This is a genomic window from Pseudomonas sp. GW821-FHT02B10, from assembly GCF_059421865.1.
In genome coordinates this window covers 1-22,440 of sequence record NZ_JBWKVU010000017.1, presented here as the reverse complement: position 1 = coordinate 22,440, position 22,440 = coordinate 1, and the positions used below count along the sequence as shown (strand labels likewise).

The following is a 22,440-nucleotide window of genomic DNA, read 5'->3' as shown; positions in this document are numbered from 1 at the left end:
GCGCACACCGTTGTAGCCGCTGCCGAGCCTGCGAGGCTGCGATCGATGGCGCAGCCATCGCCAGACCGTCGCACGCGGTGTACCTGATGCAACGCGGTGGCCGGGTTTACGACGGCTGCGCCGCCGATCGCAGCCTCGCGTTGCTCGGCAGCGGCTACGGGGCTACAGGGCTTCATGAATTTGGCAAACACCATAACAACCGCAAAAAGGGGTATCGCTATGCGTCTATGGAAATCAGTGGTTCCGCTGGCCCTGACGGTGCTGTTCGGCGCCACGGCCCAGGCCGAATCGACAGTCAGCGTGTACAACTGGACCGACTATATCGGCGAGACCACCCTCGCCGACTTCCAGGCCAAGACCGGGACCCGGGTCATCTACGACGTCTTCGATTCCAACGAAACCCTGGAGGGCAAGCTGCTGGCCGGGCGCACCGGCTATGACCTGGTGGTGCCGTCCAACCACTTCCTGGCGCGGCAGGTCAAGGCCGGGGCCTTTCTCAAGCTGGACCGCGCGCAGCTGCCGAACTGGCGGAACCTCGACCCGAAACTGCTGGCCCTGCTGGAACAGAACGACCCCGGCAACCAGTACTCGGTGCCTTACCTGTGGGGCACCAACGGCATCGGCTACAACGTCGACAAGGTCAAGCAGGTGCTGGGCATCGACAGCATCGATTCCTGGGCGGTGTTCTTCGAACCGGAGAATCTGAAAAAGCTCAGCCAGTGCGGGGTGTCGATGATGGACTCGCCGGACGAAGTGTTCCCGGCGGTGCTCAACTATATGGGCCTGGACCCGCGCAGCGAAAACCCCGCGGACTACAAGAAAGCCGAAGCCAAGCTGCTGGCGATCCGTCCCTACATCACCTACTTCCACTCCTCCAAGTACGTCTCGGACCTGGCCAACGGCAACATCTGCCTGGCCTTCGGTTATTCCGGCGACGTGTTCCAGGCCGCCAACCGCGCCAAGGAAGCCAAGAACGGGGTGAAGATCGCCTATTCGATTCCCAAGGAAGGCAGCAACCTGTGGTTCGACCTGCTGGCGATCCCGGCGGACGCCAGCAATCCCAAGGAGGCCCATGCCTTTATCAATAACCTGCTGGACCCGCAAGTGATCGCCAAGGTCAGCGCCTATGTCGGCTACGCCAACCCCAACCCGGCATCGCAGCAATACATGGACCCCGAGCTGGTGAACAACCCCGAGGTCTACCCACCCCAGGCGGTGCTCGACAAGCTGTACATCTCCAGCACCCAGAGCCCGCAGACCATGCGCCTGATGACCCGCGCCTGGAGCAAAGTGAAGTCCAACAAATGAACCAGCACAGCCATGCACAACACACCCGCTCCTACTACGCCGCCTCGGCCAACGCGCTGCCGGACTACCCGCCGCTGAATGCCGACCTCAGCGCCGATGTCTGCGTGATCGGCGGTGGTTTCACCGGGGTCAACACCGCCATCGAACTGGCGCAGCGCGGCCTCTCGGTGATTCTCCTGGAAGCCCGGCGCATCGGCTGGGGCGCCAGCGGGCGCAACGGCGGGCAACTGATCCGCGGCATCGGCCACGACGTCAGCGGCTTCACCCGCTACGTCGGCGCCGAGGGCGTGCGTTACCTGGAACAGGCCGGCATCGACTCGGTGGCGCTGGTCGGCCAGCGCGTGCGCGAGCACGGCATCGACTGCGACCTGCGCTGGGGCTTCTGCGAACTGGCCAACACCCCGGCCCAGTTCGCCGCGTTCCAGGCCGAGCAGGAACACCTCGCGGCCCTGGGCTACGTGCATGAAACCCACCTGGTCGCCCCGCAGGACATGGCCCGGGTGGTGGCGTCCTCGGTCTATGCCGGGGGCCTGGTGGACATGGGTTCCGGGCACCTGCACCCGCTCAACCTGGTGCTCGGAGAAGCCGCCCTGGCCCGGACGCTGGGGGTGCGGATCTTCGAGCAGAGCCCGGTGCTGGAGCTGAGCCACGGCGACAGCGTGCGGGTGCGTTGCGCCAGCGGCACGGTGCGCGCCGCAAGCCTGGTGCTGGCCTGCAATGCCCACCTGGATGACCTGGAGCCGCGGCTTGCCGGCAAGGTACTGCCGGCGGGCAGCTACATCATCGCCACCGAGCCCCTGGCGCCGGCCCTGGCCGCCGAACTGATCCCGCAGAACCTGGCGCTGTGCGACCAGAAGGTCGGCCTCGACTACTACCGGCTCTCGACGGACCGCCGCCTGCTGTTCGGCGGCGCCTGCCACTACTCCGGGCGCGACCCGGCGGACATCGGCGCCTATATGCGGCCGAAGCTGCTCAAGGTGTTCCCGCAGCTGGCGAATGTGCGCATCGACTACCAATGGGGCGGCAAGATCGGCATCACCGCCAACCGTTTTCCCCAGGTTGGGCGCCTGCGCCAGTACCCCAACGTGTATTACGCCCAGGGTTACTCCGGGCATGGGCTCAACGTCAGCCACTGGACCGCGCGCCTGCTGGCCGAGGCCATCCACGCCGGGCACAGCCAGGGCCTGGACATCTTCAGCGCAGTGCCGCACATGACCTTCCCCGGCGGCCCCGCCCTGCGCGCGCCGCTGCTGGCGCTGGGCATGCTGTGGCATCGGTTGCGCGAGGTGCTGGGCTGAAAGCTCAACGGCTTTGCCCGCGGTTTCTCGGCTGAGGCGCCCGACGCCTTCGCCGGCTGTTCGCCCCGACCATTGCCACCCGGGCTGGCCTGAAGCCTCGACCAGTGCGAAGATGCGCGCCGCAAATCGGCTTGCTAAGGAATGGCATCATCAAAGCGCTCACTGCTCTCGTCCTGCTCGGCACACTCGCCCTCTCGGGCTGCGGCACCCTGATGGCCCGTGCCAGCAATCAATACATTTCCTACGACTTCTACAAAGGCACCCAGCAAAATATCCAGCTGCTGACCATGCGTGACGCCCGCGGCTACGACGGCTACGCCACTATCTACTGCTGGATGAGCATCGTCTGCCCGCTGGTGGCGGTGGTAAGCCTGCCGGTGGATGCGGCGGTCGATACCGTGCTGCTGCCCTACGACGCCAAGGGCGTTTATTACTGAAGCCGCGGCCGGTCGCTGGCGGCATGGGTGAATGGACTGCCGCCGTCATCTCTGACAAGCACCGGCAAACCGCTCCCGCTCAGTCCGCCACCACTCGCTCGGCCACCACCCCACGCAACCGGCACGGCACGCCCAGGCGGTCGAGCCGTGGCCGGCCGAACAGGTAGCCCTGGCCCCATTCGCCACCGCAGGCCGTGGCCAGGGCGCGGTCGGCTTCGCTCTCGATGCCTTCGATGATCACGCAGGGCGCCAGGGTCTTGCACAGCTGCACCAGGTGTTTCAGGGTCGGCACGCTGTTGGGTTCGCTGCGGGCGCGTTGCAGGTAACCCTGGTCGATCTTGACCATGTCGGGGCAGGTCCGGCGGATGAACTCCAGGGTGCCGAGGCCGGCGCCGAAGTCGTCCACCGCCACCCGGCAGCCCAGCTCGCGCAGGCACAGGACAAACTCGATGGCCGCCTCGGTGCTCGGCGGCGTGGCGCTTTCGGTGATTTCGATCACCAGCCGCGCGGCCACTGAAGGGGCGTCGCGCAACTGCGCAAGGGTGGCGGACCAGAACGGATCGACGATCGCGCTCTGCGCCGAGATGTTGCAGCCCAGGCGCAGGTGCTCGTCGTCCAGCAGGCGCTCGATCACGCCCCCCACCACGCTGCGGTCCAGCTCGCGCATCAGTTGATGGCGTTCGAGCATGGCGAACGGGTAGACGCCATTGCCGGGCTGTTCGACATGGCGCAGCAAACCTTCCAGGTACAGCACCCGGCTGGTGTCGGGCAGCCGCACCACCGGCTGGAAGGCCAGCGCCAGTCGCCCCTGCGCCAGTTCCCGATAGAAGTCTTTGACGCTTTGCATGACAGATCCGTAGTCGAAGCGGCGACAGCGCGCCGGGTGGGCTTGGCCAGGATGCGTCGGCGCGCCCGACGTGATAATGGCTCATTGCTATTTATGATCCCCCCTGCCCGGACGGCTCGAAAGTGTTCCCGGATACCTTTCGTTTGTCCTTGGAAACACCGCACCGCCCTTTCTCGACTGTGGCCCGAGGTTTATTGCGATCATGCGCCAGCGCCAATGACATCAATTAGCCACCAGTCCAGGAAGTACTATGCACAGAATGACCGGCACCAGTTTCCGGGTGCTTGCCGATGTCCTGACCGATGCCGGAGTCAAGGTCGAGACCTTGCTCAAGCGCCACGGCAGCAGCCATCAGGAGACCTGTGAAAACCCCATGGGCGTCAGGCTGGAGCTGGTCTACGCGGTGCTGCAAGACGCCGTGCACCTGTGCGGCAACCCGGACCTCGGCCTGCTGGCGTACACCAAGGCCCACCCGGCCAACCTGGAAGTGCTCGGCTACGCGCTGATGTCCGGCGCCACCCTGGACACCGCGCTGCAACGCCTGGTGGACTATCACTCGCTGGTCAGCAACGGCTTCTACCTGTGCCTGGAGCGCAGCCCCCAGGCCGTCACCCTGATCGGCTTCGACATCGCCCTCGAACCGGGCCTGGTGCCGCGGGCCTTCATCGATGCCGGCGCGGCGCAGACCCTGGGCCTGGTGCACTGGCTGCTGCCCGGGCACAAGCCGCAACCGCTGGCGGCGGGCTTCACCTACCCGCGCCCGCCCGACACCCGCGCCCTGGAGCGTCTGCTGGGCGCCAACTTGCAGTTCGACGCGCCCTACAACAGCCTGAGCTTCAGCCCGCGCGATTGCGCCATGGCCCTGCCCAGCGCCGACCCGGCCCTGGATGTGCTGCACATGGAATATGCGCGAACCCGCCTCAAGCTGCTGCTCGACGGCTCGATGACCGCGCGGGTAAGGCGGGTGTTGTCCGAGCGCCTGGCCCAGGGCGGGCCCAGCGACCTGCGGCACATCGCGCAGCTGGTGGGGGTCAGCAGCCGCAGCCTGCAGCGACGCCTGGGCAACGAAGACATGCACTTCTCGGCGCTGCTCGACGAGGCGCGGTTGATGCTGGCCCACAGTTTCCTGCGCAACTCGGCGCGCAGCGTCAAGTACATTGGCGCCCTGCTCGGCTTTCGCGACCAGAGCAGCTTTCACAAGGCCTGCCGCCGCTGGTTCGGCATGACCCCGGGGCGTTATCGCCAGGAAGGCTGAAGCCGCCTGAACCTTGTAGGAGCGAGCTTGCTCGCGATAGCGGTGGATCAGTCAACGGATTGCGTGACTGTCGGGACGCCATCGCGAGCAAGCTCGCTCCTACAGAAGGGGTCGCCTTTTCAGCGATGGCTGGCCTGCAATGGCGGCTGCGCCTGGGGCATGGCCGAGGAATGGTGGTTGAGGATCTTCCACTGGCCGTCGATGCGCTCGTAGAGGAAGGTGTAGCGCGCCTGCACCTGGCGGGTCGCACCACCGGCCTCGTGCAGGGTGAAGGTGTAGACGCCGCTGTCCATGGCCGCATCCGCGCCCAGGTGGCGGATTTCCCGGTAGTTGATCTGGCCCACCGGCTTGCCCGCGAGGAAATGCTCGAAGTAGTCCTGGATCTGCGCCGGGGTGGTGCGCACCTGGTTCGACACGGTCGGCTGGAGGATCGCGTCGGCGGCGTAAAGACTGGTTACGTTTTTTGCGCTGCCGCTTTGCAGGGCCGCGTTCCAGCGATCGAACAGGCCGGCGATCTCCCGGTCGCCCTGGTTTTGCGGCTGCGCGGCGACGGTGCGGTACACATAAGGCGTGGCGTCCAGGGCCTGGGCCAGGGGCGCGGTCAGCGCCAGTAACAGGGCAATGGCGGTAGTTGGCAGTTTCATCGGAAGGCTCCAGTGGGTTTCAATGCGCCCACTTTGCCCACCCGTTGCGGCCTCGCCATCGGCCAACCGGTGCCGGCGGCCTATGCCATTCGGCAGATAGGCCCACAGCCGGCAACCGGGTCTAATGCCTGCTCGCGAGCGCACGCCCTTCACGCTGGAGCCTGTTTTTCATGCAAAGCCCGACCCACGACCCCGGCAGCGCCCTGGCCATTCGCAGTCAGTATCGCCAGGCGCAAAGCCGCGCGGCGCGCCTGCGCCTGCTGGTGGACACCGGCCAGGAACTGACCCAGTTGCCGCCCGCGGCCATGCGCCAGCGCGCCCTGCAACGAGCCTGTGCTTTTATGGCGATGGACCACGGCCTGCTGCTGGAATGGCACGCCGTCCAGCCGCCCCAGGCCACCGCCCAGCACGGCGGCAGCGAACGCCTGGTCGCCCTGCACGAACTGGCCAAGTCTGCGACCCTGCACCCCGAATGGCTGCCGCAGACCGATGCCGCCCTGCCCCAGGTGCTGCGCATTCCCCTGCCCGGCGCCGACGGCCAGGCCTTCGGCGCCTTGCTGCTGGCCAACAGCGTGGCCCTGGCCGCGCCCGACAGCGAGGACCTGGAATCCCTGCAGCTGCTGGCCACCCTGCTGGCGGCGCACCTGGAAAACCAGCGCTTGCTCCAGGCCCTGCAAGCCCGGGAACGCACCATGTCGGAACTGGTGCACCGGCTGTTCAGCGCCCAGGAAGACGAACGCAAGCGCGTGGCCTACGACCTGCACGACGGCCTGGCGCAAACCCTGGCCGGGCTGCACCAGCGCCTGCAAGGGTTTGCCGGGCGCTGCCCGACATTGCCGCAGGAGCTGCACAACGAGTTGCAGACCATCCTGACCCTGGCCCAGGGCTGCGTCGGCGAGGGCCGGCAGTTGATCGGCGGCCTGCGCCCCAACGTGCTGGACGACTTTGGCCTGTACAAGGCCATCGACAAGGAAGCCGACCGCCTGCGCGACGCCGGTCTCGAGGTGCACTGGCGGCAACAGTCCAGCGCGCGCCTGCCGGGCGCCAGCGAGATCGCCCTGTTCCGCATCGCCCAGGAAGGCATCAACAACATCCTCAAGCATGCCCGCGCCAGCCGCGTCGAACTGAGCCTGCAACTGGCCGACGGCCAGGCCGCGCTGGCGCTGGCAGACAACGGCGTCGGCTTCGCCCTGGGCACCCCGCTGTCCAGCTGCGGCAGCCAGCACCTGGGCCTGGCGGCGATGCGGGAGCGCGCCAGCCTGCTGGGTGGCGAGCTGTCCTGGCACAGCGCCCCCGGCCACGGCACCCGCCTGCTGGCCCGGGTGCCGCTGCCCGCTGCTGGAGAACAGCCATGAACCCTGCCCTGCGCCTGGTGCTGGCGGACGACCATGAAGTCACCCGCACCGGTTTTGTCGCCCTGCTGGCCGGCCACCCGGAGTTCGAGGTGGTCGGCCAGGCCCGGGATGGCCAGGAAGCCCTCGACCTGTGCGAGCGCCTGCAACCGGACATCGCCATCCTCGACATCCGCATGCCGCTGCTCAACGGCCTGGGCGCCGCGCGCCTGCTGCAACAGCGGCAACCGGCGATCAAGGTGGTGATCTTCACCATGGACGACAGCCCCGACCACCTGGAAGCGGCGATTGCCGCCGGCGCCGTCGGCTACCTGCTCAAGGACGCCAGCCGTGGCGAAGTGCTCGGCGCCCTGCAGCGGGTGGCCCAGGGCGAGGAAGCCCTCAACAGCAGCGTCAGCGCCCGGTTGCTGCGGCGCATGGCCGAACGCAACGCCGGCGGCAGCGCCCAGGCCGCGCCCCTGACCGCCCGCGAACGCCAAGTGCTGGGGTTGGTGGCCGGCGGTTTCAGCAACCGCGAGATCGGCGAAAAGCTCGGCATCACCACCGGCACCGCCAAGGCCCATGTGGAACGGGTGATCGGCAAGCTCGGCGCGGCGGACCGCACCCAGGCCGCGGTGCGCGGCATCGCCCTGGGGCTGGTGGCGCAGCCCGCGGGAGACTGGCCATGAGGCTGCTGGCCAGCCGGCACTGGCTCGACCTGCCCCTGCGCGGCAAGGCGCTGGTGGTGATCTCCCTGCCGCTGGTGATCCTGCTGCTGTCGCTGGTGCTGATCTACATCACCGAACGCCAGACCGCCCGCGCCGAGGAAGACGTGCGCCGGGTGCTGCTGGTGCAGGGCGACATCCAGACCGTGCATACCCTGCTGGCCGAAGCGGCGGCCAGCGTGCGCGGCTACCTGCTGACCCGCCGCGAAGACTTCCTGCCCAGCTACGAACGTGCCCAGCCGCTGATCCAGGCCGCCCTGCAACGGCTGGACAGCAACATTCGCGATGCACGCATGCGCGACCACCTCAAGGCCATCGCCCCGCTGATCGGCCACAAGCTCGACGGCCTGGTGGCCCTGCGCAACGGCCGGCCCGACGACAGCGCCAGCATCACCGCGATCCTGATCGAGAACAAACAGGTGCTGGACGTGCTGCGCGAGCAGATCAGCGCCATGCGCATCCGCGAAGACGGCTTGCTCGCCGAACGCAGCGCCGCGGCCTCGGCAACCCGCATGCGCCTGCTGCTGGCCACGCTGCTGGCGGCGCTCTGCGGTCTGTTCGGAGCGATTGTCGCGGTGCTGTTCTTGTCCAAGGGCATAGTCGCGCGGGTGCAGCAGGTGCAAGGCAACGCCCAGCGCCTGGCCCTCGGCCAACCGTTGCGCCCGCAAGCCCCGGAGCAGGACGAAATCGGCCAGCTCGGCACCCGCCTGGTGGAAGCCGGGCAACTGCTGGCCGAGCGCGAGCGGGCCCTGCGCGACAACGAAGAACGCTTGCGGCTGATCATCGACGGGGTCAAGGACTACGGGATCTTCGCCCTCGACACCCAGGGCCGGGTCACCACCTGGAACGCCGGCGCCGAGCGGATCAAGGGCTACCGCGAACAGGAAATCCTCGGCCGGCACTTCTCGCTATTCTACCTGGCGGAAGAATGCCCGGCGCACCCGGACATGGCCCTGCGCGAAGCCACCCGCGACGGCCATTACATGGAAGAGGCCTGGCGCTGCCGCAAGGACGGCAGCCGCTTCTGGGCCAGCGTGGTGATCACCGCGCAGTACGACGCCAGCGGCGCGTTGCGTGGCTTCTCCAAGATCACCCGCGACATCACCGACCGCCGCGCCGCGGAAATCGCCCTGCGCACCGCCCGCGAGGAAGCCGAAAGCGCCAGCCGCGCCAAGAGCGAATTCCTCTCACGCATGAGCCACGAACTGCGTACCCCGCTCAACGCCATCCTCGGTTTCGCGCAACTGCTGGACATGGACTCGCCGAGCGGCCAGCGACCCCAGGTCGGCCATATCCTGCGCGCCGGCCAGCACCTGCTGACCCTGATCAACGAGGTGCTGGACATCGCCCGCATCGAGGCCGGGCACCTGGCGCTGAATGTCGAGCCGATCGCCCTGGCCGCGGTGCTGCACGAGGCCCTGACCCTGGTCTCGCCGATGGCCACCGACGCCGGCATCCAGCTGGCCGCCCTGCCCGCGCTGAATGAACACAGCGGGGTGATCGCCGACCGCCAGCGGCTGATCCAGGTGCTGCTCAACCTGTTGTCCAACGCCATCAAGTACAACCGGCCCTGGGGCCAGGTGCGGATCGCGGTCAAGGTCCTGGACACCCGGGTCGAGGTGGCGGTCAGCGACACCGGCGCCGGCATTCCCCTGGAGCGCCTGGACCAGTTGTTCCGTCCCTTCGAACGCCTGGGCGCCGACCCGCGGGTGGAAGGCACCGGCCTGGGCCTGGCCCTGAGCAAGAGTCTGCTGGAAATGATGGACGGCAGCCTGCGGGTGCACAGCACACCGGGCCAGGGCTGCTGCTTTACCTTGCAACTGCCCTTTGTCCAGGTGGCCGCGACCGGCGCGCCCCTGGCCCTGGAGCAACAGCTATTGGAACAACCGACGGCGGTGCTGCCGGCCCGGGCCGAGGCCGGGGCATACCGGGGCCAGGTGCTGTGCATCGAAGACAACCTGTCGAGCCTGGCGCTGATCGAAACCCTGCTGCAACGCCGCCCGGGCATTCGCCTGCTGTCGAGCATGCAGGGCCAGATGGGCCTGGACCTGGCGCGCCAGCATGCACCGCAACTGATCCTGCTGGACGTCAGCCTGCCGGACCTTACAGGCCTGGAAGTGCTGCGCCGGCTGCGGGAGTCGCCGACCACCGTCAGCACCCCGGTCGTGATGATCACCGCCGACGCCAGCGCCCTGACCCACCGCGCCCTGTTGCAGGCCGGGGCCACGGCGATCCTGACCAAGCCCATTCATATCCCGGCGTTTCTCGCCCACCTTGAGCAACATTTACCGGAGCCCGCATGAACCATGATTTGCGCATCCTGATCATCGACGACCAGCGCCCCAACCTCGAGCTGATGGAGCAGCTGCTGGCCCGCGAAGGCCTGCACAACGTGCTGAGCAGCACCCAGCCGCTGCGCACCCTGGAGCTGTTCAACAGCTTCGAGCCGGACCTGGTGATCCTCGACCTGCACATGCCCGAATTCGACGGCTTCGCCGTGCTCGAACAGCTCAACCGGCGGATCCCGGCCCACGATTACCTGCCGATCCTGGTGCTGACCGCCGACGCCACCCGCGACACCCGCCTGCGCGCCCTGGCCCTGGGCGCCCGCGACTTCATCAGCAAGCCGCTGGACGCGCTGGAAACCCTGCTGCGGATCTGGAACCTGCTGGAAACCCGCGCCCTGTACAAAGCCCTGCGCCAGCAGGTGCCGGCGCAGCAGATCGAGCTGCTGCGCCGGCATCGGCAGTGAATGGGCGAGCGACCCTAGAGGTTGTACTCATCCAGCCTCGGCGAGTCGCCCACCTGCTCGATCAGCGCGGCATCGATGCGCAGCAGGTTTTCCGGCTGGTACGTCAGTTGGCTGCCCCAGGGCTGGTCGTCGGCCAGGGAGCCTTTCAGGCGGACGGCCACGGAGTCATGCACCCGGACTTTCTGCCCGGCCCCAGGCACGGGAATCTCCCGCGACCTGGGTTTGCCGAACGGCGGCATCGAACCGTACTCACGGACTCGCTTGTGGGTCTTCGAGTTCCAGACCAGGCGTGGCACCCACTCGGCGATCAGCCAGTTGCGGGTCAGGGAATCGTGGGCCTGGGCCAGCGGATCCTGTAGCACAGAGGGTGGATAGAGTTCTGCGCGACAGGCTTCGGCATCGATGCTCAACCCGGCTTCCAGGCACTCGCCGACCATCCAGCGCAAGGCAATCAACGCCAGCTGCGATTCGCCGGCGGGGTAACCGCCGCCAATATCGGCATGCACGCCGGCGAACCAGACCTGCTTGAGGTTCACGCCCTCGTCCTCTGTCCAGAGGTTCTGGCGGAAAAAGCTGCGGCGTTCGTCCAGGGACACCGCATGGCGGATGATCTTCACGTCTTTGTTCCGGCGGGTGTAGGGAACAATCAGCGGGTCGTACACCCAGCCCACCGAACTCACGGTGTCGAACAACCCGAGAAAGTGAATGCTCACCTTCCGGGCAAAGCTGCCCTTGAACGCCTCCATCAAGTCGAAGTCCGGCTTTTTGTCCGCGCTCATGCGCCACCAGGTGTAACTCATGGCCCGTTGGCGATTCGGTTTGGAATTATCAGCGGATCGCTGGCGAGTGGTCAGCAGCGACCAGGCAAAGTCCATCAACTGGACCTGATGGGCCGGCAGCAGGCCGATGGTATGCAGCAGCGCCGCCAGCACCCGCACCGCGTAGGAACCGCGGGAGAAACCGAAGAGGAAGATCTGGTCGCCGTCCCTGTAGTTCTCCATCAGGAAGCGGTAGGCATTGAGCACGTTGCGCTTGATGCCCCAGCCGAACATCAGCCCGGCGATGCGCGACGGCACCTTCTGCCATTCGAACAGGGTTTCGCTGAGCCCGAAGGTGCCCACGCCCTGGTCGTAATAGGCCAGCAGCGTTTCGCTGTCCTTGGGTAGCGAGCGAAACAGCCGGACCACGTTGGTCGGTTCGTCACTGAAACGGTTGTTGGTGCCATCGATGCAGACGATCAGCTGGCGCGCCTTGATCCTTGTGTTCTCCACGACCTGGTTACCTCATGGCAGTCAAGTGAGGTTCCCGCGCGGCCAATCGGCCAGGCGAGGACCGGTGTCACCCTACGTCCGTGTCATGACAACTGCTGCGGTAAAGCCTGAAGGGCTCTCCAAGGCATAGCAGCATTAACGGCACCCGGCCATAAAGGCCCGGGCAATAAATGTCCGGACCATGCCCCCCCCTCCGCAAGGAGGGGCCGGGCGCTGACGGGCCGTGCCTGGGCGCTAGAACCTGCCGCCCAATGGATACTCGATCGCCAGCCGCAGCTGGTCGGCATCCAGCTCCGCCTGGGCTTTATTGCCGCGGTGCACGGCGTGGCGCAGGGTGACGGCGAGGTTTTTCGCCGGGCCGGACTGCACCACGTACTTGGCCTGCAGGTCACGTTCCCAGTGCTTGCCGCCTTCGCCGTAGCCCAGCCAGGCGTAGCCGCCGCGCGGGTCCATATGGCTGCCGTCGATGCCGCTGCCGCGCACGTACAGGGCGCTGAAGGTCAGGCCGGGCACGCTGTAGCCGGCCATGTTGAGGTCGTAGCGGGCCTGCCAGGAGGCTTCCTCAGGGGCGTTGAAGTCCGACAGGGCCACGGCGTTGCTCAGCAGGATCGCGCCGCGGGTGACGTAGTCGTAAGGCGTGTCGCCGTCGACCTTCTGGTAGCCCAGGCCAAAACTGTGGGCGCCGCTCTTGTAGGTCGACATCAGGCTCCAGGTGGTGTTGTCGATGCGCCCGGACAGGGCCTTGCCGGTGTCCTGGGTGCGGTACAGGTTGAAGTCGAACGTCAGGTCCTGGCCCTGGCTCAAAGGAAGGTTGTAAAGCGCGCCGAGGTACTGCTGGCGCCAGGTGTCTTCGTACAGGGCGCTGAACAGGCTGGCGTTGAGGCCCTTGATTGCCGTATTGCGCACACCGACCAGGTCGAAGCTGTCGCCCTGCTGGCCATTGGAATAATTGACCACGAACCCCTGGTCGTGGCTGGTGGCGTTGCGGTCGGTGCTTTCGTTGAAGTGGCCGCCGTACAGGGTGGTGTCGCTCAGCTCGCGGCTGGTGAGGAACCAGCCGGTGGCGGTCTCGGGCAGCAGGCGGCTGTCGGAGGAACCGAACACCGGGGTCTTGACCCGCTGCTCGCCGTAGCGCAGTTCGGTGGAAGAAAAACGCAGCTTGGCCACCGCGCCGCCGCGGCTGAACTCGTCCTTGGGATGGCCGTCGTTGTCCACCCCCAGCAACCGCGCCTTGCCGGCCCGGCCACCGCCGCTGTCGAGTTTCCAGCCGGAATACACATGGGCGTCCAGGCCGAAGCCGAGCGTGCCCTGGGTGAAACCGGAGCTGTAGTCGGCCATCAGGCCGTAGGCCCACTCCTCGGCCAGGTCGCTGCGTTCGGCGCGGGGCTTGTAGGCGTTGCGCGCGCCGTTGCTCAAGGAACCGTGCCGATAGTCGCGACGGTCGTAGAGGCTGCGGTTGAACAGGCTCCACTGGCTGTCTTCGATAAAGCCCTTGGCATTGTCCTGCTCCGCGGCCAGCGCGAGCAGGCTCTGGCCTCCCCAATACCAAAAAAATGCCAACAACAGGGTGTGTCGGGTCAAGGTCTTCACTGTGGAACTCCCGAAAATCGATAAATGGCGGGCGATAAGAGGCAGTGCGCCGCTATACGGGCGCACCACCGGGATCCCACTCAGAGGTATTTGAGGATCGCGATATCGCGGCGACGCTGCTTGAGGCCGGCGAACCAGCGCGTCGGGAAGAACAACAGCACGCCGAGGATGAGGCTCCACAGCCAGACGCCGGACAGGTTGTCGAAGCCGTAGTAAGTGCCCTGGTTGGCGCCCCAGATGGCCACGGCCACCAGGTACATGGCCTTGAGCACGTACAGGTGCAGCAGGTAGAAGAACATCGGCGCGCCGCCGTAGATCGCCAGTTGCGCGGTCGACCAGCGCGCCTGGACCTTCTCGAAGTACGCCAGAAGGATCAGCCCCAGGCCCAGGGTCGGCATCAGGAACATCAGCGACGGCGGGTACTTCTTGGCGCTCATGAAGCTCATGAAGGTGCGCAGCGCATCGCCGGTCTGCACCCAGGGCTTCTCGCCGTAGACGTTCAGGTAGCGGATGAACACGAAGGCCACCAGCAGGCCGACGCCGACCTTGAGCAGCCGCGAAATGCGCGCCGCCGGCTGCACGTCCTTGCCGAACCACGGGCCGATGGCCCAGCCCAGCAGGATCACGCCGATCCACGGCAACACCGGGTAGGTGGTGCGGGCGCGGGTGAACTCGGTGATGTCGATGAACACCCGCTGGTGCAGGATCGACCAGGGCACGAAGAACGGCGACTCGGGGCCCACCACCACGTCATCCAGCAGGTTGTGCCCGGCGACGATGGCCACCCCCAACACGATCAGCCAGCTGCGCTTGAAGTGCAGCAGGCCGGCCAGCACGATCATGCAGATGCCGATGCACCAGATCACCTGCAGCCACAGGGTCTTGGGCGGGAACTCGGCGTTCCAGGCAAAACACACGAAGGTCAGTTCGAGGAACACCAGGAACAGGCCGCGCTTGAGCAGGAACACCGAGGTTTCCCCAAGGCTGTGTTTCTGGCTGTAGAGCCAGGCCGACAGGCCGGTGAGGAAAATGAACACCGGCGCGCAGATCTCGCTGAGCATGCGGGTGAAGTACAGGTCCGGGGTCACGCTCAGGGCGTCGATCGGGTCGGTGACCTGGCGATGCAGGAGGAAGGTCTCGCGCACGTGGTCCACCAGCATGCACAGCATGACGAAGCCACGCAGGGCGTCGATCGCCAGCATCCGTGTGTTGGCCTTGGCCACGCTGCCCGCCAGCGCAGGGGACGCAACGCCCGCCTGCCCTGCCAATCCAGTAGAAAGAGTCATATCAGTCACTCATGTTGAAGGTCGTTGAACCTGGGCAAAACCCTGTCGCCGACTCGGCACAGGGGTCGGGACACGGGGTCAGGATTGCTTTTTCAAACGCGCGACTTCCGAGGCCGGCAGCGTTGAAGGCGCCCGTGGCAACGGCGGCTTGCCCTGTGGCTGGTGGAACGACAGCGTGGAACTGAAGCTCTTGAGGTCGTAGGCCTCGGCCTGGTTGTCCGGGCCCTGGCGGGTGCCCGGGGTGCGGTCCTTGTATTCGGCGGCCACCACGTAGGTGCCCTGCCACGGCAGCGCGAAGCTGACCTTGCCGTCCTTGTCGCTGGTCTGGGTGAAGACTTCGCCCGAGCCGGTTTCCAGGATCACGGCCTGGGCGGCCAGCGGCTTGAGCCCATAGAACACCTGGAACTGCGCCTGGCCCGCGGCGGCCACGCCGGTGGGGACGATGTCCAGCGCCAGTTCCGGCTGGCGCGCGCGCAGGTCGCCGACCCAGCGGGTGGCGGGCGTCCAGTAGGTCTTGAGGGTCTTGCCGCCTTCATGCAGGTCGAAGATCGGATACTGCGTGTCCTGCGCCAGCAGGCTTTCGTCGGCCTTGGGCTGATGGCCGACGCTGAACGACTGGCGTTGCAGGCTCAGCCCCAGGGCAGGATTCGCCGCCGACCAGCCCTTGAGCTGGCGAAAACGGTCGAGGCCGCCAGGGGTCACTTCCAACATGTTCTTGTCGTACTCGCCGTAATACAGCGTCAGGGGCTGCCCCGGCGTGTGCTCGTACCAGATCTGGTGGGCCTGGGTACCGCCGGCCAGCATCAGCGCGCCCAGCCCTATCAATGTGTTTGCCGTGCTCTTGTGCATCGTGTTGCGCTCCTTTGTGCTCTCATTCAACGAATCGCCGCCCCCGCTCTGATGGCGTTGAACTTCCCGGGGAGACGATGCGCACCTACCACTGGCTGGCATTACAGCGCAGGCTGTTCTGTGCTTTGTTCCGATTTGCCGCGGCACACGCCCGTCGCCTGCCGTTTTCTCGGGACAAACAGCGATTTATGCGGTGTGCGCCAGGCTGAAGCATCCAGGGGTCAGCGGTGCGTGGATTGTCCGATCGGGGTGCACGCGGGGCTTTTCATGCCCGGTGTTGCTTCCTTGCGCGCCACCCGCTGTCACTCACGGGCCCGGCAAAAGGCCGGCCCAGACGCAAGCGCGCCCGGTCATGGGCGCGCGTGAGGGTGATTGATCAGACGACAAAATGTTATCAGATAACATTTCGTTTTGAGAGAAGAACGCGTCAGTGGCGCAACAATTTACGCAGGGGCACGCCGTCCTTGAGGACCGGCGACTTGATGACGATGTAGCTGAAGTACTTGGAGATGCCGATGTTCTTGTCCAGCAGGCTTTCCACCACCTCCTGGTAATGCTGGATGCTGCGGGTCATGAACCGCACCAGATAGTCGTAGCCGCCGCTGATCAGGTGACACTCGAGCACCTCGTCCACCAGGCGGATATTCGACTCGAATTTGGCGAAGTCTTCGCGCTTGTGGTCGCTCAGGGTGATCTCGGTGAACACCATGACCGAGTCGGTGATCTTGGCCAGGTTCAGGTGCGCCTTGTAGCTGGAAATGTAGCCGGCCGACTCCAGGCGCTTGACCCGCTGCAGACACGGACTGGCCGACAACCCCACGGCATCGGCGAGGCTGACATTGGTCATGCGTCCGTCTTTTTGCAGCTCAACCAAGATGTTGATATCAATACGGTCCAGTTTGACTAAACCTTCCATCGTTTACCTCTTGATTGCTGTGGGATGCAATCGACAAGCAAGATCAGCGCCGTAACGACGCCTGATGCTGGGCCACCAGGTCGGCCATGCTGTTGATGCAGTAGTCGGCGGCGCAGGGTTGCGGATTGCGGCTGCCGGCGCGGCAAATCAGGCAAAGGCCCGCCGTCGCTTGCGTCGCCGTGGCCGGCGGCCGGGTCACCTGGAGAATGTCCTCGGCGCGCAGGTCGTTGTCCGCCAGCCACTGACGATCCTGCAGCGACTGGCTGGCCAGGGAGATGAAATCGTCCTGGGCGATCCCCAGCCGCTCGCACAACAACGCGCGGTCCTCGGCATCGCGATCGCCCTGCACCAGCAGCCGATAGAACTTGCGCAGGTACAACATCGCCCCCGGCGCGTCCTCGAACAGCGACCAGCCCGGCACCGAACGGGCGAAGCTCATGCCCTCCTCCCAGGACGCCTTCAGGCCCCAGCGCTCGGCCAGTTGGCGATGGGCGAAACACAGCAGGCCGCTGAACCCCAGCTCGGCGAAACGCGGGTACAGGCCCCGCACCGTTTCGGTGAATTCGCCCAGCACCTGTTCCTTGTCCGCCTGCCCGCGGCGACTGTCGAGCAAGGGCTGCAAGGCGGCCCAGACCCCCGAGTCGCGGTCCACCAGGACCGCGTCGCAGTCGATCAGCAACGCACGATAATCAGTCAGCCCCATGGCGTGTACAGCCTCCTATGATGCGTTCCATCGATCCATGCTCCAAAAATGCCCACTGGTGGCGCCCGGCAGCCCGGCGCCGACCGGGGCATCAGCTCAGTTCAAGACTCGTGCCAGCGCGGCGTCGAGAATCGCCAGGGCTTCGTCGATCTGCTCGGGAGTTGTTACCAGCGGTGCCAGGAAGCGCAGGACGTTACGGTGGACCCCGCACTTGATCACCAGCAATCCGCCCAGGCGCGCCTGGTCGATCAGCCGCTGTGTCAGCTCGGCATCCGGGCTGCGCGCCGCGTCGTCCTTGACCAGTTCCAGCGCCAGCATGAAGCCGCTGCCGCGCACATCGCCGATGCGCGGGTACAGCCGCTGCAGGCGCAGCAACCCTTCGCGCAGACGCAAGCCCAGCGCCACGCCACGGGCCAGCAACTGTTCCTCTTCGTAGGCATCCAGCACCGCCAGCGCCGCGGCGCAGGCCAGGGCGTTGCCGCCGTAGGTGCCGCCAAGGCCGCCGGGCAGCGGCGCGTCCATGATCTGCGCCTTGCCCACCACGCCGGACAGCGGCAAGCCGCCGGCCAGGCTCTTGGCCACGGTGACCAGGTCCGGCAGGATGCCGGCGTGCTGGAAGCCGAACCAGCTGCCGGTGCGACCGAAGCCCGTCTGAATTTCATCGAGGATCAACACGATGCCGTGTTGCGTGGCCAGGGCGCGCAAGGCCTGGAGGAACTCCGCCGGAGCGGCGAGGAAACCGCCGTCGCCCTGCACCGGCTCGATGATGATCGCCGCCACGCGTTCGGGCGCGACCTGGGTGGCGAACAATTCCTGCAATGCCTGCAGGGCCATCTCGCTGCTGACCCCACGATAGGCGTTCGGGTACGGCGTATGGAACACCTCGGGGGCAGTGCCGAAGTTCTGTTTGTACGGCTGGCTCATGCCGGTCAGCGTGCTGCCGAGCAAGGTGCGGCCATGGAAACCGCCACGAAAGGCGATCACCGCCGGACGCTGGGTATGGGCGCGGGCGATCTTCACCGCGTTCTCCACGGCCTCGGCACCAGAGGTGAAGAACGCTGCCTTGTAGGGCTCGGCGCCGCCGATCATCTGGCTCAGGCGCCGGGCCAGGTCCAGGTAGGGTCTGTAGGCCACCACCTGGAAGCAGGCGTGGGAGACCTTCTGCAACTGCGCCTGCACCGCCGCCACTACCCTGGGGTGGTTGTGGCCGATGTTCAACACGCCGATGCCGCCAACGAAATCCAGATAGCGCTCGCCGTCCACGTCCCACACCTGGGAGCCCTCGGCGCGGTCGATGACCAGCGGATGGGCAGTGACCACGCCCCGCGGCACGAACCGATCGCGCTGCTGGAGCCAATGAGGTGTTTCGTCGACCTTGCTATTCATGGCGTTCCTCATACTGAGCCAGGCAACCGGGAAGCGGTTGCGATGGCTTCAGATTAAGGCTTCGACGGAACCGACTTAGCCGAACTTGGCCCCTGAGAAATCCGGATCCACTGTTTTCACCCCGGCAAACGGCAGATTCCTTCAGCCCCGCCGAATCTGCCGGCCAGGGCCTCGAAGCGTGCTGTACAAGGCTTTCGGGCGCGGCCTTTCGACAGATCCTGCTTTGCCGTTACGGCATCATGAAAGCATCCCCCGTCGATCAGGAGCCGCCCATGGCCCTTCTCTATAAAGCTGACCCCGTGCGTGGCGAACACTGGCGGGCGCTGTTCGCCGAACAGGCCCCGGACATTCAATGGCGCGCCTGGCCGGACCTTGGCAACCCCGAGGAGATCCGCTACCTGGCGGCCTGGCAGGCACCGGACGACCTGAGCCTGTTGCCTAACCTGGAAGTGCTGTTCGCCCTCTCGGCCGGGGTCGATCAACTGGACCTCGCGCGCCTGCCGCCGGACTTGCCGGTGGTGCGCCTGCTGGACCCGGGCATCACCCGGGGCATGTGCGAATACGCCAGCTTCGCCGTGCTCAGCCTGCACCGCGACATGCTGCGCTACCGGCAGCAACAGCTCGCCCGCTGCTGGCAGGCACACCTGCTGCAACCGGCGGCGCAACGCCGGGTCGGGGTCATGGGCCTGGGGCAACAGGCGCAGCAGATCCTCGCCACCCTGCGGCCGCTGGGGTTCGCCCTGGCCGGCTGGGCCCGCAGCGCCCACCGCATCGACGGCGTGCAGTGCTTTGCCGGCGACCAGCAGTTGCCGGCCTTTCTCAGCCAGTGCGACATCCTGCTGTGCGTGCTGCCCCTGACCGAACAGACCCAGGGCATACTCGACCGCACGCTGTTCCGTCAGTTACCCCGTGGCGCGGCGCTGATCAATATGGGCCGTGGCGGCCACCTGGTGGAGCAGGACCTGCTCGACGCCCTGGCCAGCGGCCAGCTCAGCGGCGCGGTGCTCGACGTCCTGCAACAGGAACCGGCCCCGGCCGAACACCCGTTCTGGGATCACCCGCAGATCCTCCTGACCCCGCACATCGCCGCCATGACCCAGCCGCAAAGCGCCTTCGCCGTGCTGCTGGACAATATCCGCCGCCACCAACGCGGCGAACCGATGCTCGGGCAAATCGACCGGACCCAGGGCTACTGACCCTACGATCGCTGTAGCCGCTGGCGCAGCCTGCGATCGGCGGCGCAGCCGTCGCAAAACCGCTGATCGCGTGCATCAGGCCGACCCGGGATACAGCCTTGGCGGGCTAGCGCCCGATCGCAGCCTTCGGCAGCGGCTACAGGGGCCGGTGTTCAGCAGGAAAACCGAGAGCGCTGTAGCCGCTGGCGCAGCCTGCGATCGGCGGCGCAGCCGGCGCAAAACCACTGGCCGCGGTGCGTCAGATCGATCCGGGATACAGCCTTGGCGGGCTAGCGCCCGATCGCAGCCTGCGGCAGCGGCTACAGGGCTTCGGCAATCGCCGCGCCGACGTCTTGGGTCGAGGCCTGGCCACCCAGGTCCGGGGTGATCGGGCCCTGGGCGATCACCTGTTCGATGGCCTTGAGAATGCCGTCGTGGGCGTCGCGGTAGCGCTGCTCACCATTGCCGAGGAAATCCAGCATCAGCGCGCCGGACCAGATCATCGCGATCGGGTTGGCGATATTGCGCCCGTAGATGTCCGGCGCCGAGCCGTGCACCGGCTCGAACAGCGACGGGAAGCGCCGCTGCGGGTCGAGGTTGGCCGAAGGCGCGATGCCGATGGTGCCGGCACAGGCCGGGCCGAGGTCGGAGAGAATGTCGCCGAACAGGTTGGAGGCCACCACCACATCGAAACGCTCCGGCTGCAAGACAAAACGTGCGCAGAGAATATCGATGTGCTGCTTGTCCCAGCTGACCTGCGGGTACTGCTCGGCCATCAGCGCCGTGCGCTCGTCCCAGTACGGCATGCTGATGGAAATCCCGTTGGACTTGGTCGCCGCGGTCAGGCGCTGGCGCGGCCGGGCCTGGGCCAGGTCGAAGGCGTACTGGAGAATGCGGTCCACGCCACGCCGGGTGAACACCGACTCCTGCAGCACCAACTCATGCTCGGTGCCCTCGAACATCTTGCCGCCCACCGAGGAATACTCGCCCTCGGTGTTCTCGCGGATCACCACGAAATCGATGTCCCCCGGCTCGCGCCCGGCCAACGGGCACGGCACCCCGGGGAACAGCCGCACCGGGCGGATATTCACGTACTGGTCGAAGTCGCGGCGGAACTTGAGCAGCGAACCCCACAGGGAAATATGGTCCGGCACCTTGTCCGGCCAGCCCACGGCGCCGAAGTAGATGGCGTCGAAATCCTTGAGCCGTTCGAACCAGTCCCCGGGCATCATCTGCCCGTGCTCCAGGTAGTAATCGCAGTGCGCCCAGTCCAGCACCTCGATCTCCAGGTCCAGCCGCCACTTGTGCGCGGCCTGCCGCAGCACCCGCAATCCTTCCGGCAACACTTCCTTGCCGATCCCGTCGCCGGCGATGGCGGCGATCCTGAATGCCTTGCTCATGTCGCATGTCTCCTCGAAGTCGGTGCGGGCGGGTCACAGGCCGCCGATGTGGAACGCCTTGATCTCCAGGTATTCGTCCAGGCCGTACTTGCTGCCTTCGCGGCCCAGGCCCGATTGCTTGATGCCGCCGAACGGCGCCACTTCCATGGAGATGATCCCGGTGTTGAGGCCGACCATGCCGAACTCCAGCGCTTCGCCGAAACGCCAGGAACGGCGCAGGTCCTGGGTGAAGTAGTAGGCGCCCAGCCCGTAGGGCGTGGCATTGGCGATGGCCAGCGCCTCGGCCTCGTCGTGAAAGCGCATCAGCGGCGCCACCGGGCCGAAGGTTTCCTCGTGGGCCAGGAGCATCTCGGTGCTGGCCTCGCCCAGCACCGTGGGCAGCACGAACTGGCTTTCGCCCTGGGGAATCCCGCCGCACAGCAGGGTCGCGCCCTTGCCCAGGGCATCGTCGATATGCCGGGCGACCTTGCTCACCGCCGCGGCATTGATCAGCGGGCCGATGCTCACGCCCGGTTCCAGACCGTTGCCGACCTTGAGCTTGGCCACCTCCTCCACCAGGCGCTGGGCAAAACGTGCGTAGATGCCGTCCTGGACCAGGATGCGGTTGGCGCAGACGCAGGTCTGCCCGGCGTTGCGGAACTTGCTCTGCATGATCCCGGCGATCGCCTGTTCCAGGTCGGCATCGTCGAACACCACGAACGGCGCGTTGCCGCCCAGTTCCAGGCTCAGGCGCTTGATGTGCTCGGCGCTCTGGCGCATCAGCAGGCGGCCGACCGCGGTGGAACCGGTAAAGGAAATCTTGCGCACCGCCGGGTTGCCGGTCAGCTCTTCGCCAATCCCGGCGGGCATGCCGGTGAGCACACTGAACACCCCCGGCGGAATCCCCACCCGCTCGGCCAGCACCGCCAGGGCCAGGGCCGACAACGGCGTCAGGTCGGAAGGCTTGACGATGATCGGGCAACCGGCGGCCAGGGCCGGCGCGCATTTACGGGTGATCATCGCGTTGGGGAAGTTCCACGGGGTGATCGCCGCGCAGACCCCCACCGGCTGCTTGAGGGTCAGCAAGCGCCGGTCGCCAGCGGGTGCCGGCAGGGTGTCGCCGCAGATGCGCCGCGCCTCCTCGGCGAACCATTTGACGAACCCGGCGCCGTAGCGGATTTCGCCCTGGGCTTCGGCGACGGGCTTGCCCTGTTCGGCGGTCATGATCAGGGCCAGGTCGTCGAGGTTGTCGAGCATGGCCTGGTACCAGCGCTCCAGCAGCTGTGCC

20 protein-coding genes are annotated in these 22,440 nt (G+C 66.4%); 9 read left to right on the top strand and 11 right to left on the bottom strand.

Annotation, left to right across the window (positions count from 1 at the left end; all coding sequences use genetic code 11):
- Nucleotides 1-219 precede the first annotated feature (219 nt).
- The 3 genes from AC07VU_RS27575 to AC07VU_RS27565 all read left to right on the top strand — a co-directional run bounded on the left by AC07VU_RS27575 (nucleotide 220) and on the right by AC07VU_RS27565 (nucleotide 3,043).
- The gene (locus tag AC07VU_RS27575; protein ID WP_053261309.1) at nucleotides 220-1,308 is read left to right on the top strand and encodes a polyamine ABC transporter substrate-binding protein; all 1,089 of its coding nucleotides are present in this window, start codon (nucleotides 220-222) and stop codon (nucleotides 1,306-1,308) included.
- Nucleotides 1,305-2,606, top strand: a complete 1,302-nt coding sequence (locus AC07VU_RS27570) for an NAD(P)/FAD-dependent oxidoreductase (RefSeq protein ID WP_277588758.1) — start codon at nucleotides 1,305-1,307, stop codon at nucleotides 2,604-2,606. The genes AC07VU_RS27575 and AC07VU_RS27570 overlap by 4 nt, the downstream gene beginning before the upstream one ends.
- Before the next feature lie 131 nt (nucleotides 2,607-2,737).
- Nucleotides 2,738-3,043, top strand: a complete 306-nt coding sequence (locus AC07VU_RS27565; RefSeq protein WP_028684074.1) for a YceK/YidQ family lipoprotein — start codon at nucleotides 2,738-2,740, stop codon at nucleotides 3,041-3,043.
- 79 nt (nucleotides 3,044-3,122) lie between these two features.
- Here AC07VU_RS27565 and AC07VU_RS27560 read toward each other — a convergent pair whose 3' ends face one another.
- Nucleotides 3,123-3,890: an EAL domain-containing protein gene (locus AC07VU_RS27560; protein WP_495030835.1), complete on the bottom strand. Its 768-nt coding sequence runs from the start codon at nucleotides 3,888-3,890 to the stop codon at nucleotides 3,123-3,125.
- A gap of 250 nt (nucleotides 3,891-4,140) precedes the next feature.
- Here AC07VU_RS27560 and AC07VU_RS27555 point away from each other — a divergent pair, with 250 nt between their 5' ends.
- A complete protein-coding gene (locus AC07VU_RS27555; RefSeq protein WP_495030834.1) occupies nucleotides 4,141-5,145 on the top strand; it encodes an AraC family transcriptional regulator in 1,005 nt (334 codons plus the stop codon).
- Between the two features lie 119 nt (nucleotides 5,146-5,264).
- Here AC07VU_RS27555 and AC07VU_RS27550 read toward each other — a convergent pair whose 3' ends face one another.
- Nucleotides 5,265-5,789: an SgcJ/EcaC family oxidoreductase gene (locus tag AC07VU_RS27550; RefSeq protein WP_274303196.1), complete on the bottom strand. Its 525-nt coding sequence runs from the start codon at nucleotides 5,787-5,789 to the stop codon at nucleotides 5,265-5,267.
- A gap of 170 nt (nucleotides 5,790-5,959) precedes the next feature.
- On the opposite strand from AC07VU_RS27550, the gene AC07VU_RS27545 reads away from it, so the two are divergent.
- From AC07VU_RS27545 to AC07VU_RS27530, 4 genes are read left to right on the top strand one after another with little or no spacing between them, the layout of a single operon-like run.
- Entirely contained in the window at nucleotides 5,960-7,144 is a 1,185-nt protein-coding gene (locus AC07VU_RS27545; RefSeq protein ID WP_495030833.1) for a sensor histidine kinase, read from the top strand.
- Nucleotides 7,141-7,809 carry a response regulator gene (locus AC07VU_RS27540; RefSeq protein ID WP_495030832.1) on the top strand — a complete coding sequence of 223 codons (669 nt, stop codon included), beginning with the start codon at nucleotides 7,141-7,143 and terminating at the stop codon, nucleotides 7,807-7,809. Before AC07VU_RS27545 ends, AC07VU_RS27540 begins: the two co-directional genes overlap by 4 nt.
- Entirely contained in the window at nucleotides 7,806-10,148 is a 2,343-nt protein-coding gene (locus AC07VU_RS27535) for an ATP-binding protein (RefSeq protein WP_495030831.1), read from the top strand. The genes AC07VU_RS27540 and AC07VU_RS27535 overlap by 4 nt, the downstream gene beginning before the upstream one ends.
- The gene (locus AC07VU_RS27530; protein WP_009044010.1) at nucleotides 10,145-10,597 is read left to right on the top strand and encodes a response regulator; all 453 of its coding nucleotides are present in this window, start codon (nucleotides 10,145-10,147) and stop codon (nucleotides 10,595-10,597) included. Before AC07VU_RS27535 ends, AC07VU_RS27530 begins: the two co-directional genes overlap by 4 nt.
- Nucleotides 10,598-10,611: 14 nt before the next feature.
- Here AC07VU_RS27530 and AC07VU_RS27525 read toward each other — a convergent pair whose 3' ends face one another.
- The 7 genes from AC07VU_RS27525 to gabT form a co-directional block, all read right to left on the bottom strand.
- Complete coding sequence (locus AC07VU_RS27525; RefSeq protein ID WP_274303202.1) at nucleotides 10,612-11,868, bottom strand: T6SS phospholipase effector Tle1-like catalytic domain-containing protein; 1,257 nt, start codon at nucleotides 11,866-11,868, stop codon at nucleotides 10,612-10,614.
- Between the two features lie 234 nt (nucleotides 11,869-12,102).
- Nucleotides 12,103-13,458 carry an OprD family porin gene (locus tag AC07VU_RS27520; RefSeq protein ID WP_495030830.1) on the bottom strand — a complete coding sequence of 452 codons (1,356 nt, stop codon included), beginning with the start codon at nucleotides 13,456-13,458 and terminating at the stop codon, nucleotides 12,103-12,105.
- Between the two features lie 80 nt (nucleotides 13,459-13,538).
- Nucleotides 13,539-14,744: an acetyltransferase domain-containing protein gene (locus tag AC07VU_RS27515; RefSeq protein WP_274303207.1), complete on the bottom strand. Its 1,206-nt coding sequence runs from the start codon at nucleotides 14,742-14,744 to the stop codon at nucleotides 13,539-13,541.
- Nucleotides 14,745-14,822: 78 nt separating this feature from the next.
- Nucleotides 14,823-15,593, bottom strand: a complete 771-nt coding sequence (locus AC07VU_RS27510; RefSeq protein WP_053261319.1) for a DUF4198 domain-containing protein — start codon at nucleotides 15,591-15,593, stop codon at nucleotides 14,823-14,825.
- Nucleotides 15,594-16,020: 427 nt separating this feature from the next.
- Nucleotides 16,021-16,509: an Lrp/AsnC family transcriptional regulator gene (locus AC07VU_RS27505; RefSeq protein WP_009044015.1), complete on the bottom strand. Its 489-nt coding sequence runs from the start codon at nucleotides 16,507-16,509 to the stop codon at nucleotides 16,021-16,023.
- Nucleotides 16,510-16,552: 43 nt separating this feature from the next.
- A complete protein-coding gene (locus tag AC07VU_RS27500; protein WP_495030829.1) occupies nucleotides 16,553-17,212 on the bottom strand; it encodes an HAD family hydrolase in 660 nt (219 codons plus the stop codon).
- A gap of 96 nt (nucleotides 17,213-17,308) precedes the next feature.
- Nucleotides 17,309-18,598 (bottom strand): 4-aminobutyrate--2-oxoglutarate transaminase, encoded by a 1,290-nt coding sequence (gene gabT / locus AC07VU_RS27495; RefSeq protein WP_495030828.1) that lies wholly within the window; start codon nucleotides 18,596-18,598, stop codon nucleotides 17,309-17,311.
- A gap of 272 nt (nucleotides 18,599-18,870) precedes the next feature.
- On the opposite strand from gabT, the gene AC07VU_RS27490 reads away from it, so the two are divergent.
- Nucleotides 18,871-19,794: a 2-hydroxyacid dehydrogenase gene (locus AC07VU_RS27490; protein WP_277588751.1), complete on the top strand. Its 924-nt coding sequence runs from the start codon at nucleotides 18,871-18,873 to the stop codon at nucleotides 19,792-19,794.
- A 299-nt stretch (nucleotides 19,795-20,093) separates the two neighbouring features.
- On the opposite strand, the gene AC07VU_RS27485 is transcribed toward AC07VU_RS27490, so the two are convergent.
- Both AC07VU_RS27485 and AC07VU_RS27480 read right to left on the bottom strand, forming a co-directional pair.
- Nucleotides 20,094-21,173 (bottom strand): tartrate dehydrogenase, encoded by a 1,080-nt coding sequence (locus AC07VU_RS27485; protein ID WP_102680891.1) that lies wholly within the window; start codon nucleotides 21,171-21,173, stop codon nucleotides 20,094-20,096.
- A 33-nt stretch (nucleotides 21,174-21,206) separates the two neighbouring features.
- Nucleotides 21,207-22,440: NAD-dependent succinate-semialdehyde dehydrogenase (locus tag AC07VU_RS27480; protein WP_495030827.1), on the bottom strand; the 1,234-nt coding region annotated here is incomplete at its 5' end.